A 15,458-nucleotide genomic window follows, 5' to 3' on the forward strand; every position below is an offset into this window, starting at 1 on the left:
TCGGCAGGCCGATGCATGAGGACGCTCCAGTAACAATTGACGACCCTCGCCTAACGCATCCGGCACTTTCCCGTTGAAGGCATTTGCCATGTTTGCGAACGCCCGCCGACATTCAATGGCGGCGGGCGCGGGTCTCCGCCGCCTTCTTCGCGGCCGCCGAGCGGGCTGCGGCACCCTTGGTCTCGGCCCCTTTGCGGGCGGCGGCGGAACGGTCGGCAGCGGTGCGGCGCGACGCGGCGTTTTTGCTTTGGCGTGAAAGCGCCGCGGGCGAGGCGGTGCTCGTCGGCTCCTTCTTCAGATTGTCTGCCGCCGCGCGGGCGACCTTGGGTCGGCGGACCGGCTTGCGTTCGCCCTGGCCGACCTCATGGGCATACTGGGCGCCCTTGCGGGTGCTCTCCTTGGCCTTGCCCTTCTTCGGTGGCGGCAGGTCCACACCGGCACGCCGCGCCTCCGACAGGCCGATGGCGATGGCCTGTTTCGCGGAGCGCGCGCCATGCTTGCCGGCGCGGACCTTCTCGATCTGCTCATGCACGAATTCGCCTGCCTGGGTGCTGGCAGATTTGCACTCCCGCTTGTCCCTGCGGGCCTTGGCCAGGGTTTCCTTCTCCGGCATGGCTCAGGTTCCGCTGGGGCGCGAGATCTCGGACAGCGCGTCGCCGGCTGCCTCGAATTCGATGGAAGTGGCGACATCGGCGAGCGACAGGATGCCCACCAGGCGCTTGTCGCGGTTCAGTACCGGCAGGCGACGCAGTTGGTTGTCGCCCATGTTATGCGCCACCTCCTCGATCTCCTGATCCTCGAAGCAGTAGAGTACTTCCTCCGTCATCACCTCACGCACCCGGGTGTCGGGACCCTTGCCGGTGCCGACGGCGCGCAGCGCGATATCCCGGTCCGTGATCATGCCGATCAGGCGGTCGGCGCTGCCAACGGGCAGCACACCGGAATCGATCTTCTGCATCATGCGCGCGGCTTCCTGGATCGTCTGCTCGGGCCCGGCGACGGTGACATCGCGCGTCATCGCTTCGCGGACCTGGGTCTTGGTGCCTTGCATCCTGTCCTCCCGTGATACGGTGATCAGAGGAGAACAGGAGACAGGTCCGGCGGTTCGCGGCTTTTATATTCCATGATCCCGGCGCTGTTCGTTGGAAGCGTTGCCAGGCCGTCCGCGTTCAGCCTCGTGAGCGGAACGAGGACCAAGGAAGTGACTGCAACCCAGAGGGCACCGGAAATTGCCGGGGATGATAGCGAGACCGCGGCGCGCTGCACGCCGGTCGGCCTCATGACGATGGGCATCCTGCTGTCGAGCGCCCTCATCTCATCCGTATCGATCGTCATGGCCGCGCGCTATGCGCGGCGAGCCTTGCCAAATAGGCGGCCAGCGATCAGAGCTTGATCAGCGCGAGGCCCACTTCAGGGTCCATTACCTTGCGCAGATGTGCCGGTGACTCCGTCACGATGACCTCTAGCGTCGGCCGCACCATGCCGGCCAGGAAGTGGCCGCCCACCGTCGAAAAATCACGCCGGCCCAGCACGGCATGCAGATGCGGGACGGGCTGCTCATCCTGGTCGACGGCGATGTCGCCGAGCAACGATATCACCTCCGTCTGCTCATCGAAGGCCCGTTCGAGATAGCTCTTGGTCTCGACATTCCAGAAGGCCAGCTTGGCCGAGCTGAAGGCGCCGATGGCGGTCACCTGGGCCGCGCTGATACCGTGTGCCCGGGAAAACTGCCGCAGCGCGGCCATGGCTTCGTCGCCCTCTTCCAGGATAACGGCGAAACTGCGCTGGCCCTGCGCCTCGTGGATCAAACGGCTGTGCATGCTGACACTCCTCTTCAGGCATACCGTCAACCGCCGGGGGGCTGCCTGGTTCCAGGCGTCATGCGCTGAGGCACCCGACTTTTCCTGATCATGCTGCAACCATCCCTGGTCCCTGGCGTTGGTCCGCCCAGGACCAGGGGGCGATGGATATGGAGTTGAACCGGGATGCTGTGTTCGGAAGCCGTTCGCTTCTGGCGCCCCAATTGGCGCCTCAGCCATCGGGCGTGCTCCGGCGGGAAGCGATCAATCCATTCCTGCCACGTGTACTGCGCACGCCACCCCTCTTTCCCGAAGCGGATGAACAGGAGACCTCTGCCGGCGGCATGCTGAGCGGCGCCAGCATCCTGGTGATCGAGGACGACTATTTCCTGGCCCTCTCCACCAAGGAGGCACTGCGACGCGCCGGGGCCGCGGTGGTGGGACCGCATCACAACGAGGATTCCGCGCGCAGGGCGATGCGGAATCAACGTGTCTCCGCCGCGGTGATGGACATCATGCTGGGGGATGGGCCGTGCTACGCGCTGGCGACCGAACTGGCTGCGTGTGGCGTGCCGGTGCTGTTCGTCACGGGCTATGAGCGGCACCAGTTGCCGGGGACGCTGGCTCTGGCCGCTGTCATGACGAAGCCCGTCGAGCCGGGGGACATTGTCTCCAGGCTGTCGACGATGTTGGCGGGCATGCATGAGGCGCACGACATCGAGGGCGCGAACTAGGCGAAGCTAAAGGGCTCTCGGCAGCCCGTGGCACAGTACCAGGCCGGCCACTGCCTGGGCCGCCGTATAGAGGCAGAACAACCGCACGATGTCGAAGGTGATGCGGCGCTCGGGCGTGACCCGGCCGCGCACGCCTCGCGCCGCCAGGTAGCCCCCCATGACCAGGGCGACCAGGGCATGGAAACCGTGCCAGACAAAGCTGGCGCAGACCGAAGCCGCGAAGGCATGCGCCTCTGGCCGCAGCCCGGAGCGCCACCACTCCCAGCCATCCCAACCCACGCCCAGTAAAGCGAGAAGGAGACCCGCAAGAAGCAGGGCGATGGAGGTGGCGCTCGCAGATACAAGCATCAGGATCGACCCCCCACCCAGCAACAGCAGCGGCACCCACGGTACAGGCGGAAGCACCGTACCCGCCGGCGGCCAGGCTTCGGTGCCGGCCAGCCCCAGGAATGCGTGCGTAAAGGCCAGGCAGGCGAAGATCGCGGTATCTGCGACCAGCAGCACCGCCAGCGCCCAGTTGCCCAGCGATGCGGGCCCGGGAGCATAGACCGGCAGCCGGTACCCGGCCCCGACATCGACCGGCGGATGGATCGGCCCCAGATCGGTGCCGTGCCACAGCCAGTGCAGCATCGCCGCCAGACCTGCGAGCGCGAAGCCGAGCGACAGCGCATAGGCCTGCACCGTCAGCGCCAGGAAGAAGCCTGCCGTGCCGATGGCGGCGATCACATGCGCCCAGCCCGGCCCCGGCACGATCGCGATCTGCTGCGGTGTCGCTTCCATCGGGCTGGTGGCCAGGGTCTCCCGCAGGCCGGTGACGGTGCCGGGCAGGAAGTGCTGCCCGGCCTCGACCTCGCGCGGCAGGCCGGGGTTGGTCCAGAGCGGCTCACGATCCGTGACCAGGGGGATGCTACGCGTGGCGAAATTGTCCTGCGGCAGCCATTCCAGCGTGCCGGCGCCCCAGGGGTTGCCAGAATCGGCATTCAGCGAGAAGCGGAAATTCCGCGCCAGGTCGATCAGCACCAGCAGCACCCCCGCCGCCACCACGAAGGCACCGATGGTCGACAGCAGGTTGGTCCACTCGATCCCCTGGCCCGAGGGGAAGGTGTAGACCCGGCGGGGCATGCCCCTCAGCCCCGTCAGGTGCATGGGGAAGAAGGTCAGGTTCACGCCGCCGAAGATCAGCCAGAAGGCCCAGCGCCCCAGCCGGTCCGACAGCTTCCGGCCGGTGGCTGTTGGGGTCCAGTAATACAGGGCCGCCAGCAGCGGAAACACCATGCCGCCGATCAGCACGTAATGCAGGTGCGCCACGACGAAGTGGGTGTCGTGCGCCTGGAAATCCCATGGCGCCACGGCCAGCATCACGCCCGTCAACCCGCCCATGACGAATACGAACAGGAAGCCCAGGATGAACAGGGTGGGCACCTCCCATTGCAAGCGGCGCGCGGCGGCCAGCGTGCCGATCCAGGCGAAGACCTGCACGCCGGCCGGGATGCTGACGGCGAAGGACGCCCCGGTAACCGCGGCCAGCGACAGTTGCGGCAGGCCCGTGGTGTACATATGGTGCACCCACAGCCCGAAGCTGAGGACGCCAGTGCCGACCATGGCGACGACAATCAGCTCGTAGCCGACAAGGCGGGTGTGGGCCATGGCCGGGAGCATCATCGACACCATGCCGGCGGCGGGCAGGAAGATGATGTAGACCTCCGGGTGGCCGAAGAACCAGAACAGGTGCTGCCACAGCACCGGGTCGCCGCCGCGCGCGGCGATGAAGAACGGCCAGTCCAGCGCGCGTTCCAGCTCCAGCAGGATGGTGGCCCAGATCACCGCCGGGAAGGCGATGATGATCATCCCCGCAAAGACCAGCATGGCCCAGGCGAAGACCGGCATGCGCCACAGGCTCATCCCCGGGGCACGGGTGCGCAGCACGCCCACGATGATCTCGATGGCGCCAGCGATCGCCGAAATCTCGATGAAGCCGATGCCCAGCAGCCAGAAATCCGCGTTAATACCGGGGGATTGCTCGCGCCCGGCCAGCGGCGGGTACAGGAACCACCCTTGGTCCGGCGCCAGCCCCCAGAACAGGCTGGCGAAGAAGGCCAGGCCACCGATGAGATAGGCGATGTAGGCATAGGCGCCGAGGCGCGGAAAAGGCAGGTCTCGCGCGCCCAACATGGCGGGCAGCAGATAGACGCCCATGGCCTCCACGGCCGGCACGGCGAACAGGAACATCATCACCGTGCCGTGCATGGTGAAGAACTGGTTGTAGGTGGCGTGGCCAATGAGGTCGTTGCCCGGCACCGCCAGTTGCAGCCGCATCAGCAGTGCGAGGATGCCTGCCAGCACGAAGAACAGTAGCGCGGTGGCCACATACAGCACGCCGATGACGGCATTGTTCACCACGGTCGGGAAGCGCCAGCCCGTTGGCTGCACCCAGGCGGCCTTCAGGGCTTCCAGCTCGCCTTCCGGGCGCGGCAGGCTGTTGGGTGTCACCGCAGATTCTCCAGCCATTCGGCGACCTCCCGCAATTCATCGTCGGAGAGCACGCCACGGAAGTCGGGCATGGCATTGCCCGGCTTCACCCGTTGCGGGCTGGACACCCATTGCAGCAGCGTGTCCCGGTGGTTTTCGAGCGTGCCGGCGCCCAGGCTCTGCCGGGTGCCGATCAGCGTCAGGTCCGGGCCGATGCGGCCAGAGAATTCGGTGCCGCGCACGGTGTGGCAGGCGCCGCAGCCGGCACGGGCGAACACGGCGCGGCCAGCGCTTTCGGGCACGGGGGCGGCACGTTGGCGGGCGGCCCAGGCTTCGAATTCCGCGGGCGGCTGCGCCACGGCGAACAGTGCCATCAGCGTGTGCTGGGAACCGCAGAACTCCGCGCATTGCCCGCGCCAGGTCCCGGCTTCCCCGGCGGTCAGGCGCAACCGGTTCTCGCGGCCCGGGATCATGTCGATCTTGCCGTGCAGCGCCGGGATCCACAGCGCGTGGATCACGTCGGGCGAGGTGACGCGCAGCTCCGCCTGGCGGCCTACAGGCAGGCGAATCTCATTGGCGGTGACGATGCCCTGTTCGGGATAGCGCACCTCCCACCAGAATTGCCGCGCCACCACCTCGATCACCAGCGGTGCCCCCACCACGCGGCCGAGGGCAGAGACGATGCCCGTGCTGTGCGCGAACAGCGCGATCAGCACGATTGTGGGCAGCACGGCGCCCAGCATGACCATGACGCGCGGCGAGGCCAGCCAGCGGGCACGGCCCGTCAGCGCCAGCACCAGCAGCAGCATCGTGAGGAGGAAGATCACCGCCCCGCCCAGGCTGAGCAGCCAGGTCAGACCATGCAGCAGTTCCGCCTCCGGCCCGCGCGGGGAGAGTGCCGACTGCTCGCCCCTCACACCGCCGGCCTCGGCCGCAGGGCGAGGGTGAGGGCCACGATGCTGGCTGCTACGAACAGCAGCCCACCCGGCACCCACATCAGCAGTCCGCCGATTTGCTGGTCCTCCAGCGGGGTTAGCCCCCAGGGCGCGGTGATACCGGGCGTGTGGGCCGTGATGAACAGCGGGCGCTGCGCCAAGGTCAGCAGCGCGCCGAGTGCACCGCCCTGAGCCGCCGTGCCCAGCACGGCCAGCAGGGCGGAGCCCGGTTGCGCAACGGAAATAGCACCCCACAACCAGGTGGCTGTGCCCAGCAGGGTCAGCTGCATCGCCCAGTACACCGCATGGCTGTCGAAGCTGGAGAGATAGGGCCCGGGCAGGTGCCAGGCCCAGAGCGCCGCCCCGAAGCACAGCGCCGGCAGGCCAACGCCAAAGCGACCGAGCGCCACCCCCTGGGCCAGCAACGGCGCCGCGAGGAAGATCAGCACGAGATGCTGGGCCACCCGCGCCGAGAACAGCGCCACCGACAGGTTGCACAGCGGCGAGATCAGCATCAGCCCCGCCAGCACCCAGCCCAACAATGCCGTGCCGCGCCCGCGCCACGCCAGGAGCGCCCCACCCGCCACCAGGACGGCCAGCAACACCGGATCGAGGTTCCAGGCCACCGCCCCAGGGAGGGGCGGCGTGCCGCAATACGGGATGCTCATGGCGCCCCCTTCCTGCAAGGCAACCACGGCGGCATCAGTTAGTTGCACCGGCGTACCAGGCGGCCACCGCGCGGATGTCCCCTCGCGTCAGCGTCCATAGATGCTCGTCGCCGGCGCGCGGTGCGCCCACCGCCTGGAACATGATGCGCGCGGCCTCGGTGCTACCGGGGGCGGAACGGCCGCCCTGCATCCACAGCACCAGCTGTTCCTCAATGAAGCGCGGGTGTTGACCGGCCAGGTTGGGATAGGCGGGGTTGCGGCCGTCATGGCAGCCCTGGCAGGCGGCAACACGGCGATCCGGCAAACCCTGCTCGGCGATCAGCCGACCCCGCTCAACGCTGCCGGGCGCTGCGGGCGGGCGCGGCTGATGCGCGTAGTGGCGCGCCAGCCCCTCGATCTCCGCGCGCGTCAGGCCAGCGGCGATGGGTCCCATGATACCGCTGGGGCGTGCACCGCTGGCGTAGTCATGCAGGGCTTGGCGCAGATAGGTCTCGCTCTGCCCAGAGATGCGCGGAAAAGCACCGTCCTGCGTGCCTTGCCCATCCTGGCCATGGCAGCGGGCGCAGGCGGCAATGCCTTCACCGGCCGGGCCGGTGCGTAGGGTCAGTTCCGCATCCTCTGGCCGCTCGCGTTCGTCAGCGAGTTCGCCGAAAGCCAGCCGGCGATAGGTGGTCTCCTCCATGCCCGGTATCCGGCGCAGAAAGGCTACGACGGACCATACCTCGTCGGGCCGTTGCTGCGCGGGCCAGGCCGGCATGCCGGTGTATTTGATGCCATGCATGACCAGGCGGAACAGCTCCTCCGGCCGCCATTCAGCGATGCGTGGGCCAAGTTCCGGCGGTTCCGGCAGCATGGCCCTGGTGATCGGGTTTGGGGGCCGGCCGGGTGCACCATGGCACGGGGCGCAACCGCCCTGGTAATGCCCGGCACCGCGCCGGACCAAAGCCTCGTCGTCTAGCGGTGGCGCGACGATCCCCATGCTGTGCGTGGCGACCGACTGCCGCATGCCATAGCGCAGCCCGTGTTCGAAGATCGCCCAGTGCCCCTTGCTGGCGGCAATGTCATAGGCGCCGGACCATGCGAACAGGCCGGCGCCGAGAAGTCCCGCCGCCACCGTGCCGAGGACGAGCGGCCGGTTCAGCCAGATATGGCTGCCCAGGTCGCGCGCCTCGCTCCGCAGGCGCGCCAGCGCGTCCTTGATCCCCATGCCAGGGCAACGAACTGCGCGCGGCTAAGTTGCTACAGCAGCTTGTCCAGCGTGATCGGCAGTTCCCGCACCCTCTTGCCGGTGGCGTTGTAGACCGCATTGGCCACCGCGGCACCCACGCCGGTGATGCCGATCTCGCCGATGCCGTGCACCCCCATCGGGCTGTGCGGGTCGGGGATGTCGTTCCACATCACCTCGATGCGCGGCACGTCCAGATGCACGGGCACATGGTACTCGGCCAGGCTGGGGTTCATGATGCGGCCGCTGCGTTCGTCGAACAGCGTCTCCTCGGTCAGCGCCAGGCCGAGACCCATGATGATGCCGCCGCGGAACTGGCTGGCGGCGGTCTTGGGGTTCACGATCCGCCCGGTGTCGAAGGAGCCGAGCCAGCGGGAAATCCGCACCTCGCCGGTCACGTCACTCACCCGCGCCTCGCAGAACTGCGCAGCATAAGAATGCATGGAGTATTTGATCATTTCCGCCGGCATGGGGGCGGCGGCTTCTGCCGAAACCTCGTCCCGCCCGGCGCGGCGCAGGATGGCGACATAGCTCTCGTGGCGGCCGGGATCCTGCCGGTGGCCGATGCCGCCGTCGCGGCTTTCGACATCCTTGGCGCGCAGGCCCGACAGGGGCGACTCATTGCCCGCCAGCTTCAACATCTCCTTCAACAGCACCTCATGCGCGGCGGTGACGGCCGCAATGATCGAGGCCGTCTGCGAAGAGCCACCCGCCATGGTGCCGGTCGGCAGGTCGCTGTCACCGTATTCGAAGGTCACGTCACCAACGGCAGGCCCAGCCGCTCGGCCGCATGCTGCGCCTGGGCGGTTGCGGTGCCCATGCCCATCTCATGCGCCGCCATCTGCACCACCGCACGACCATCGGTGGTGATGCGGATGCGCGCGGCACCGCCGGGCATGCGGTAGTAGGGGTAGGTGCCGGTGGCGACGCCCATGCCGATCAGCCACTCGCCATCCCGCCGCGCGCGCGGCATGGGCGAGCGTTCAGCCCAGCCGAACTTCTCCGCCCCCGCCGCATAGGCCTCGACAAGATGCCGGGCTGAGAAAGCGAGGCCTGAGGTGGGGTCCTTCTCCGGCTCGATGCGCCGGCGCAGTTCGATCGGGTCCAGCGCCAGCTTCTCGGCCAGTTCGTCGATGGCGCATTCCAGCGCGTAGGTGCCGATGGATTCACCCGGCGCGCGCATGAAGGTATTCGCCACCATGTCCATCTCGGCGATCTTCTGCTCCAGCAGCAGGGATTTCGCTGCATACAGATGGCGCGCCGGGAAGGTGAACTGTTCCGGGCAATCATTGTGCGTCGTCATGGCGGCGGTGCCGCTGTGGATCAGCGCATCCAGATAGCCATTTTCGTCAGCCGCCAGCGCCACGCGCTGTACCGTGGGTGTGCGCCCGCCGGTGGCCCGGAACACGCCCTCGCGCGTCAGCGCCAGGCGCACCGGGCGCTTGGCCAGCTTCGCGGCGGCGGCGGCCAGGATGTGGTGGTTCCACACCGCCTTGTTGCCGAAGCCGCCCCCCACGAAGGGCGACAGGATGCGCACCTTCTCCTCCGCGATGCCGAAGGCGACCGCCATGGTGGAGCGCGTCAGCGTCAGCATCTGGGTCGCGTCATGCACGGCCAGTGCATCGCCCTCCCACGCCACGGTCACCGCATGGGGCTCGATGGCTGCATGGTTGTGGCGTGGGGTGCGGAAGCGGATATCGACGCTGTGCGCGGCCCCGGCGAGGGCTTTTTCGGCCTCGCCCACCGCCAGGGTGGGGGGCTCGCCCAGAATGGCAGCCGGCGCATGCGCGCGGCCGCGCGCATGATCGAAGCTGGTGGCGGCGGCCTGCGCCGCGAAGTCGAAGCGGATCAATGACGCTGCGTGGTCCGCCTGTTCCTGGGTCTCCGCCAGCACCAGCGCCACCGGCTGGCCGTTCCAGTGGATGAAGGCATCCTGCATCACCGGCAGGCTGCTGGCGGCGGCACCCTTGGGGTCCGCGTTCATCAGCGGCGGGGCCGTCAGGCGCGGCATGTTGTGGTGGGTCATGACCAGCACCACACCGGGGGCGGCCTCGGCGGCGGCGGTGTCGATCGCCGTGATCCGCCCGCGCGCGATGCTGCTGTAGCGCAGCGCGGCATAGGCCAGGTTCTCCGCCGGCACCTCGGCCGCGAAGCGCGCCTGGCCGGTTACCTTCAACGTGCCGTCGCGGCGCTCCATCGGCTGGCCGACACTGCCATGGGCGCTCAGCAGCGCGTCGGGTGCTGCATCCGGCATCAGCCGCACTATCGCCTTCATCACATTTTGCACGATGCTCATGCGGCGTCTCCCTGAGCGAGGCCCGACAGGGTGGTGACGATCAGTCGGCGTGCCAACTCGACCTTGAAGGCGTTGTCCCGCAGTGGCGCGGCATCGGCGAGTTCGGCCTCGGCGGCAGCCAGGAAACCGGCTTCCGCCGCGGGAGCGCCGCGCAGGGCTTCCTCCGCCTTCCAGGCACGCCAGGGCTTGTGGGCCACGCCGCCCAGTGCCAGGCGCAGGTCATGAACCTTGCCATCCCGCACCTCCAGCGCGGCGGCGATCGAGACCAGGGCGAAGGCATAGCTCGCGCGGTCGCGCACCTTGCGATAGGTCGACTGCGCCGCGAGCGTCAGGGGCGGCAGTTCCACCGCCGTGATCAGCTCACCAGGGGAAAGCGTGGTTTCGACCTGCGGCCTGCCGCCGGGCAGGCGATGGAACTTCTCGAAGGGAACGGTGCGCTTGCCGCCGGCGCCTTCGATGTGGACCACTGCATCAAGTGCGGCGAGCGCCACGCACATGTCGGAGGGATGCGTCGCCACGCAGGCCGGCGAGGCGCCAAATACGGCGTGGATGCGGTTGAAGCCGTCGATGGCATCGCACCCCGCGCCCGGGCTGCGTTTGTTGCAGCGGGCCGCGTCGTCGTAGAAATAGAAGCAGCGCGTGCGCTGCATCAGGTTACCGCCCACGCTGGCCATGTTGCGGATCTGTCCCGAGGCACCGGACAGGATCGCCCGCGACAGCGCCGGATAGCGCTCCCGCACCAGTCGGTGTTCGGCCAGCGCCGTATTTTTCACGGCGGCTCCGATCAGCAGGCCGCCATCGGGCGTCTCGCAGATCTCGCGCGGCAGGGCCGTCACATCGACCAGGAAGCCGGGGGCCTCTATCTCCTCGCGCATCAGATCCACCAGATTGGTGCCGCCCCCGAGATAACGGGCGGCACCCTGGCCGGCCGCCAGGCGAACTGCCTCATCCGCGCTGCCGGCGCGGGCATAGCCGAATTCGATCATGCCGCGTCCTCCCGCACGAAGGTGGCCTGGATCGCCTCCACGATGCCGTTATGCGCGCCGCAGCGGCACAGATTGCCGCTCATGCGCTCTCGCAGCTCGTCATGGCTCAGCTCCACCTCCTCCATCACCAGGTCGGTGGTGACGGCGCTGGGCACGCCGCGCGCGGCCTCTCTGGCCATGCCGATGGCCGAGCAGATCTGGCCGGGCGTGCAGTAGCCGCACTGAAAGCCGTCATGCGCGATGAAGGCGCGTTGCAGGGCGTGCAACTCCTCGGCATCGCCGAGCCCCTCGATGGTGGTGATCGGGCGGTTCTCATACTGCACGGCCAGGGCCAGACAGGCGTTGATGCGCTCGCCCTCCACCAGCACGGTGCAGGCGCCGCAGGCACCTTGGTTGCAGCCCTTCTTGGTGCCGGTCAGCGCCAGACGTTCGCGCAGCATGTCCAGCAGGGACATGCGTGTGTCCAGCAGCAGGTCATGCTGCAGCCCGTTGACGATGAAATGCATGGCGAGGCTCCGGATGAATGGGCCTCGGGCGTCGCGGGGGAGAAGGTGGCTGCGGCTGCCCTCGGTCCTGCGTGTATGGTCAAAGACGTAACCCTGGCGCGGGGGAAAAGGTTTCAAATGCGAAGGCTTTTGGCGCCGCCTGTCCGCAGTGGGCGTATGTATGATCTGCCGTGGGTTGGTGTTTGCCTTCGGCATTTGCTCCAAGCTCTACGGGTGTGACGAGTAATGGGCAGGTCCAGAGATACCTGCGCCATGCCCAACGCAATTTCCCACTCCTTCGGGTGGGCACAATTCGAAGATCTGCTTCTCCGGCTGGACGCCAGTAAAATTGCGTCCAGGCACAGGAGCGATACGTTGAGGTAATTGGCCATCTTCTGCCCAGCCACGGGACACCATGAAGCCTACCATGATCAGTGAGGCATTCGGTGAGGCTTCAACTTTGTGTTCGTTGCTCCTCTGAGGGGTGATTTTTGGCGGGCGGCCCTGTCGAACTGTCGAAATTTTGGCCCCAGTCGAAGTTTGGCGGACCTGCGTCCTGCCGCAGGTGCAGCCAGGCACAGGTGAGCTCGATCGACGAGTTCCCTGAGAACCAGATGTGCAGTCGATCGCGGAATGCCGATGAGGCGCGCGATGTCGGAGGCGCCGATGGCGGTGGGGGCGGTGTCGAGGAGAGTTCCACGCCCATCGCGTTCGCTGCGCGAGATCAGCACGGCGAGGGCACGCAGGGCATGAGGGGAGAGGGTAGCAGCAAGTCCGCGCATCTGATTGACGTGGAGGCGCACCTTACCGCCGATGCGAGGCAAATTCTGGCATTGGCTCGGCAGTTGCGCGCCGGCTTCGCGGCAAGGGACATGATACTCAGCCGCCTGCCCACGAGCGCCACCGCTGTGCCGGGGGCGTGTTCCTTCCGCGGCCAATTCCACAAACCCTGACGCCAGTACCTCACGTAGAGCACGGGCAATGGTGCTCTGACCGGGTTGCTGCTCGAGGGTGTTCTTCGCGTCGGCACCGAGCGGATATCGGATCTGGGAATAGGCAAGCACGGCGCGCCCGCGCTGCTTGTCGCTGTGTGGCGGTCGATAATTGGCGTTTGCCAACCAGAACACGCGGAATGCCACGGAGCTCAGTCGGCAGGCGGCGGCGTGCAGATATGTGCAGGGCATGGAGGCGAACACCTCATCGGCGCGGTATTCGCCACCTTTGCGCAGGCGGCGCGTCTCCGCCTTCTGTCGATCGCGCCCGCTCATCGTTGGCACTCCATGCGGGCGGAGGTGGCGTTCTGATTGTTCGTCACGACGGAACCTTTCGGGTGTTTGGGCCCGATCGAATGCCGTCACGACGCGTTGGCGGCTGCCATGCCCCATGAGACTCGGGCGGTGACCGTCACCCGGATTCGCTCCAGCGGCGCTGTCACGACGGGCTGGCCTGTCAAGGACAGGAGTGAAATGGCGCCGCTCTGCCCGCACATTTCAGTTGCGCCATGTGACATCATCATGCGACAGACCCCGCCCGTTGCCGCTGTAGCTGAGGAGGGCGCGATGATGATGATTGGTATGTCCTTCCCGATGAGCGTCCCGTCGTATCTGGGATCGATACAACCGCGTCATTGACGCGCGCTGATCCGGGCTTCGGCCCTTCTCCCAAAATGTGATGACGGACCGCCTTTGGCGGGTGATTTCCCATGGATTTGCAGAACACGGTTGCGGCTGCCTTATCGGGCAGCCGCGAGAACATGATCACGCTCGCGGTGCGCATTCTGAGCTGGCCGCGTGCGGATGTGGCTTCACTCGCGCGGGGTGATGCGGTGCTGACGGCCAGGTTGCTGGCCACGGCGGCAGAGCTGGTCGCCGGCCGGCGGAGCGCCCCCGTCACCCCTGTGGTGGTGGGCGACCACGACGACCGGACCCTGACCCAGCTTCGGGTCTGCCTGGACCACGACGACGCGGTGGCGGGCGCAATCTGCGCCGACGGTCATTTGGGCTACTCGCAGCCGGTAGGTGCGGCGGTGGCCTATCGCGAGCACATCAGCGTCTCGGGTGTCGGCTTCGACATCGGCTGCGGCAACCTGGCGGTGCGCACGGACATGCCCTTCGGGGCGGTGTGTGACCGAGTGGGTCCGCTGCTGGATGCGATCAACGCGCGGATCTCCTTCGGGGTCGGCCGCCTGAACGACGCGCCGGTGGAGCATGCCCTATTCGACGACAGCGAGGCCTGGGCAGCAGCCGATGCGCGCCCGCTGATGCACGCGGCGCGCCAGCAGTTGGGCACGGTGGGCGCCGGCAACCATTACGTGGATCTGTTCCAGGAGGTGCTGCCAGACACTGCACCCGAGCAGAGCCCCGTCTGGATCGGCATCCATTTCGGCTCACGCGGGCTCGGGCACCGGCTGGCGACCAAATACCTGCGCCTGGGCGGCGGGCGGGACGGCATCGACGTGCGACCCACCCTGCTGCACCAGGACAGCGACCTGGGGCGCGCGTACATCGCGGCGATGGAGCTGGCCGGGCGCTATGCCTATTCCGGCCGCGACTGGGTGGCGGCCCAGGTGCTCGACATCCTGGGCGCCTCGGAGACCGACCGCGTGCACAACCACCACAATTTCGCCTGGCGCGAGGAGGTGGCAGGCTCCCCGGCCTGGGTGGTGCGCAAGGGCTGCACGCCTGCCTTTGCCGGTCAGCACGGCTTTGTCGGCGGGTCGATGGGCGACGACGCCGTGATCCTGTCGGGGGTGGAGAGCGCCACCTCCGAGGCGCTGCTGCACTCGACGGTGCATGGCGCGGGCCGGGTGATGGGCCGTCGTGAGGCCATGCGCCGTTTCTCGAGGGAGGAGATGCAGCGCTGGCTGCGCGAGCGTGGCGTGCACCTACGCGGTGGCGATCTGGACGAAAGCCCGATGGCCTATCGCCGGCTCGATGCGGTGCTGGAGCACCACGCAGGCAGCGCGGAGGTGCTGCACCGGCTGCGCCCCTTTGGGGTGGTAATGGCCGGTGCCGAGGTGGTCGATCCCTACAAGGATTGAGCGCAGAGCTGCTCCATCCTGCCGACCTCGCGGTCGAGTTCCTGCGCGAGGCGACCAGGGATGAGCCGTGAGAATGCGGTGGCGAGGGCACGATAATACCAGAGCGTGCCCTCCAGCCCGGCGTTGAACCGGCTCATCATGGAAGGCCCGTGCTCATGCAGGTCATCCACGATGGAGCGGGCGTTGTGCAGCTTGTCGCAGGCGGAGACGAGCAGCGCATCGGCGCCGGCGTGCTCGAGATGGGCGAGATAAGCTTCCTTGCGGGCGCGCCAGGGTGGCTTGGGCAGGGTATCGGCATCGGTGCAGGCGCGCACAATGGACGCGACCCGCGAGCCGAACTGGGCCTCGATCACCGCCTCGCAGTGGATGCCGCAATCCTCGATGGCATCGTGCAGCAGGCCGGCGATGGCCTGCTCCTCGTCGCCACCATGCTCGAGCACGAGGGCTGAGACAGACATCAGGTGAGCGATATAGGGGATGCTGGTGCCCTTGCGGGTCTGTTCGGCATGCAGGCGCATGGCCAGCGCGGTGGCATCAGCCAGTGATGCCCATCGAGGGCGTGGCGCCTCGGGGTCTTCGTTCGACATTGATGTTCCTGGTGGTGTGGGTGCGCCGCTTGAGGCGCTGAGGTGTCAGCCTGTGGGTAGTCGCCGCTGACGGTTGGGCGACCTCCCGGACGGGCTCAGCAGCCTCGGGATTGCCATCCTGACATGAGGCTAGCACGGCTTGTGCCCCGCGCCAGTGTCAATCTGCCGACCATGGGCACAACTATACCATTACTTGCTACGCTGCTCGGGATAAGCACGGCCGACGCGGCCAGA

The 15,458-nt window shown here is 67.5% G+C and carries 14 protein-coding genes and 1 pseudogene; 2 read left to right on the forward strand and 13 right to left on the reverse strand.

Going from position 1 to position 15,458, the window contains the following annotated elements; genetic code table 11:
* Positions 1–112: 112 nt before the first annotated feature.
* From EOD42_RS16565 to EOD42_RS16580, 4 genes are read right to left on the reverse strand one after another with little or no spacing between them, the layout of a single operon-like run.
* A complete protein-coding gene (locus tag EOD42_RS16565; protein ID WP_127788662.1) occupies positions 113–613 on the reverse strand; it encodes a DUF6496 domain-containing protein in 501 nt (166 codons plus the stop codon).
* 3 nt (positions 614–616) lie between these two features.
* The gene (locus EOD42_RS16570) at positions 617–1,051 is read right to left on the reverse strand and encodes a CBS domain-containing protein (protein WP_206020380.1); all 435 of its coding nucleotides are present in this window, start codon (positions 1,049–1,051) and stop codon (positions 617–619) included.
* A 23-nt stretch (positions 1,052–1,074) separates the two neighbouring features.
* Positions 1,075–1,335 (reverse strand): hypothetical protein, encoded by a 261-nt coding sequence (locus EOD42_RS16575; protein WP_127788663.1) that lies wholly within the window; start codon positions 1,333–1,335, stop codon positions 1,075–1,077.
* Positions 1,336–1,382: 47 nt separating this feature from the next.
* Entirely contained in the window at positions 1,383–1,820 is a 438-nt protein-coding gene (locus EOD42_RS16580; protein WP_127788664.1) for a PPC domain-containing DNA-binding protein, read from the reverse strand.
* Between the two features lie 143 nt (positions 1,821–1,963).
* Between EOD42_RS16580 and EOD42_RS16585 the strand changes: the two genes are divergently transcribed.
* Complete coding sequence (locus tag EOD42_RS16585) at positions 1,964–2,533, forward strand: response regulator (RefSeq protein ID WP_127788665.1); 570 nt, start codon at positions 1,964–1,966, stop codon at positions 2,531–2,533.
* A gap of 6 nt (positions 2,534–2,539) precedes the next feature.
* Here the strand turns inward: EOD42_RS16585 and EOD42_RS16590 are convergent, their stop codons facing one another.
* The 8 genes and pseudogenes from EOD42_RS16590 to EOD42_RS16625 form a co-directional block, all read right to left on the reverse strand.
* Complete coding sequence (locus EOD42_RS16590; RefSeq protein WP_127788666.1) at positions 2,540–5,041, reverse strand: cbb3-type cytochrome c oxidase subunit I; 2,502 nt, start codon at positions 5,039–5,041, stop codon at positions 2,540–2,542.
* On the reverse strand, positions 5,020–5,919 hold the full coding sequence (locus EOD42_RS16595; protein WP_127788667.1) for a cytochrome c oxidase subunit II: 900 nt from the start codon (positions 5,917–5,919) through the stop codon (positions 5,020–5,022). The genes EOD42_RS16590 and EOD42_RS16595 overlap by 22 nt, the downstream gene beginning before the upstream one ends.
* Positions 5,916–6,605, reverse strand: a complete 690-nt coding sequence (locus tag EOD42_RS16600; protein ID WP_127788668.1) for a cytochrome c oxidase assembly protein — start codon at positions 6,603–6,605, stop codon at positions 5,916–5,918. The genes EOD42_RS16595 and EOD42_RS16600 overlap by 4 nt, the downstream gene beginning before the upstream one ends.
* Before the next feature lie 34 nt (positions 6,606–6,639).
* Positions 6,640–7,812 carry a c-type cytochrome gene (locus EOD42_RS16605; RefSeq protein WP_127788669.1) on the reverse strand — a complete coding sequence of 391 codons (1,173 nt, stop codon included), beginning with the start codon at positions 7,810–7,812 and terminating at the stop codon, positions 6,640–6,642.
* 32 nt (positions 7,813–7,844) lie between these two features.
* Positions 7,845–10,126, reverse strand: a pseudogene (locus EOD42_RS16610) (xanthine dehydrogenase family protein molybdopterin-binding subunit).
* Positions 10,123–11,112, reverse strand: a complete 990-nt coding sequence (locus EOD42_RS16615) for an FAD binding domain-containing protein (protein WP_127788670.1) — start codon at positions 11,110–11,112, stop codon at positions 10,123–10,125. The pseudogene EOD42_RS16610 and the gene EOD42_RS16615 overlap by 4 nt, the downstream one beginning before the upstream one ends.
* The gene (locus EOD42_RS16620) at positions 11,109–11,618 is read right to left on the reverse strand and encodes a 2Fe-2S iron-sulfur cluster-binding protein (protein WP_127788671.1); all 510 of its coding nucleotides are present in this window, start codon (positions 11,616–11,618) and stop codon (positions 11,109–11,111) included. Before EOD42_RS16620 ends, EOD42_RS16615 begins: the two co-directional genes overlap by 4 nt.
* 410 nt (positions 11,619–12,028) lie before the next feature.
* A complete protein-coding gene (locus EOD42_RS16625) occupies positions 12,029–12,865 on the reverse strand; it encodes a helix-turn-helix domain-containing protein (protein WP_164867979.1) in 837 nt (278 codons plus the stop codon).
* 434 nt (positions 12,866–13,299) lie between these two features.
* Between EOD42_RS16625 and EOD42_RS16630 the strand changes: the two genes are divergently transcribed.
* Positions 13,300–14,637, forward strand: coding sequence for an RtcB family protein (locus EOD42_RS16630; RefSeq protein ID WP_206020381.1), 1,338 nt, complete (start codon positions 13,300–13,302; stop codon positions 14,635–14,637).
* Here EOD42_RS16630 and EOD42_RS16635 read toward each other — a convergent pair.
* Positions 14,625–15,224 (reverse strand): HD domain-containing protein, encoded by a 600-nt coding sequence (locus EOD42_RS16635; protein WP_127788673.1) that lies wholly within the window; start codon positions 15,222–15,224, stop codon positions 14,625–14,627. The genes EOD42_RS16630 and EOD42_RS16635 overlap by 13 nt on opposite strands.
* Positions 15,225–15,458 lie beyond the last annotated feature (234 nt).

The sequence above is a fragment of the Rhodovarius crocodyli genome, assembly GCF_004005855.1.
Lineage (GTDB): Bacteria > Pseudomonadota > Alphaproteobacteria > Acetobacterales > Acetobacteraceae > Rhodovarius > Rhodovarius crocodyli.

Coding starts and splice junctions, on each gene's coding strand:
- EOD42_RS16565 (WP_127788662.1), bottom strand. CDS start 613: ATGCCGGAGAAGGAAACCCTGGCCAAGGCCCGCAGGGACAAGCGGGAG.
- EOD42_RS16630 (WP_206020381.1), top strand. CDS start 13,300: ATGGATTTGCAGAACACGGTTGCGGCTGCCTTATCGGGCAGCCGCGAG.
- EOD42_RS16615 (WP_127788670.1), bottom strand. CDS start 11,112: ATGATCGAATTCGGCTATGCCCGCGCCGGCAGCGCGGATGAGGCAGTT.
- EOD42_RS16605 (WP_127788669.1), bottom strand. CDS start 7,812: ATGGGGATCAAGGACGCGCTGGCGCGCCTGCGGAGCGAGGCGCGCGAC.
- EOD42_RS16620 (WP_127788671.1), bottom strand. CDS start 11,618: ATGCATTTCATCGTCAACGGGCTGCAGCATGACCTGCTGCTGGACACA.
- EOD42_RS16570 (WP_206020380.1), bottom strand. CDS start 1,051: ATGCAAGGCACCAAGACCCAGGTCCGCGAAGCGATGACGCGCGATGTC.
- EOD42_RS16590 (WP_127788666.1), bottom strand. CDS start 5,041: ATGGCTGGAGAATCTGCGGTGACACCCAACAGCCTGCCGCGCCCGGAA.
- EOD42_RS16635 (WP_127788673.1), bottom strand. CDS start 15,224: ATGTCGAACGAAGACCCCGAGGCGCCACGCCCTCGATGGGCATCACTG.
- EOD42_RS16625 (WP_164867979.1), bottom strand. CDS start 12,865: ATGAGCGGGCGCGATCGACAGAAGGCGGAGACGCGCCGCCTGCGCAAA.
- EOD42_RS16600 (WP_127788668.1), bottom strand. CDS start 6,605: ATGAGCATCCCGTATTGCGGCACGCCGCCCCTCCCTGGGGCGGTGGCC.
- EOD42_RS16575 (WP_127788663.1), bottom strand. CDS start 1,335: ATGACGATCGATACGGATGAGATGAGGGCGCTCGACAGCAGGATGCCC.
- EOD42_RS16580 (WP_127788664.1), bottom strand. CDS start 1,820: ATGCACAGCCGTTTGATCCACGAGGCGCAGGGCCAGCGCAGTTTCGCC.
- EOD42_RS16585 (WP_127788665.1), top strand. CDS start 1,964: ATGGATATGGAGTTGAACCGGGATGCTGTGTTCGGAAGCCGTTCGCTT.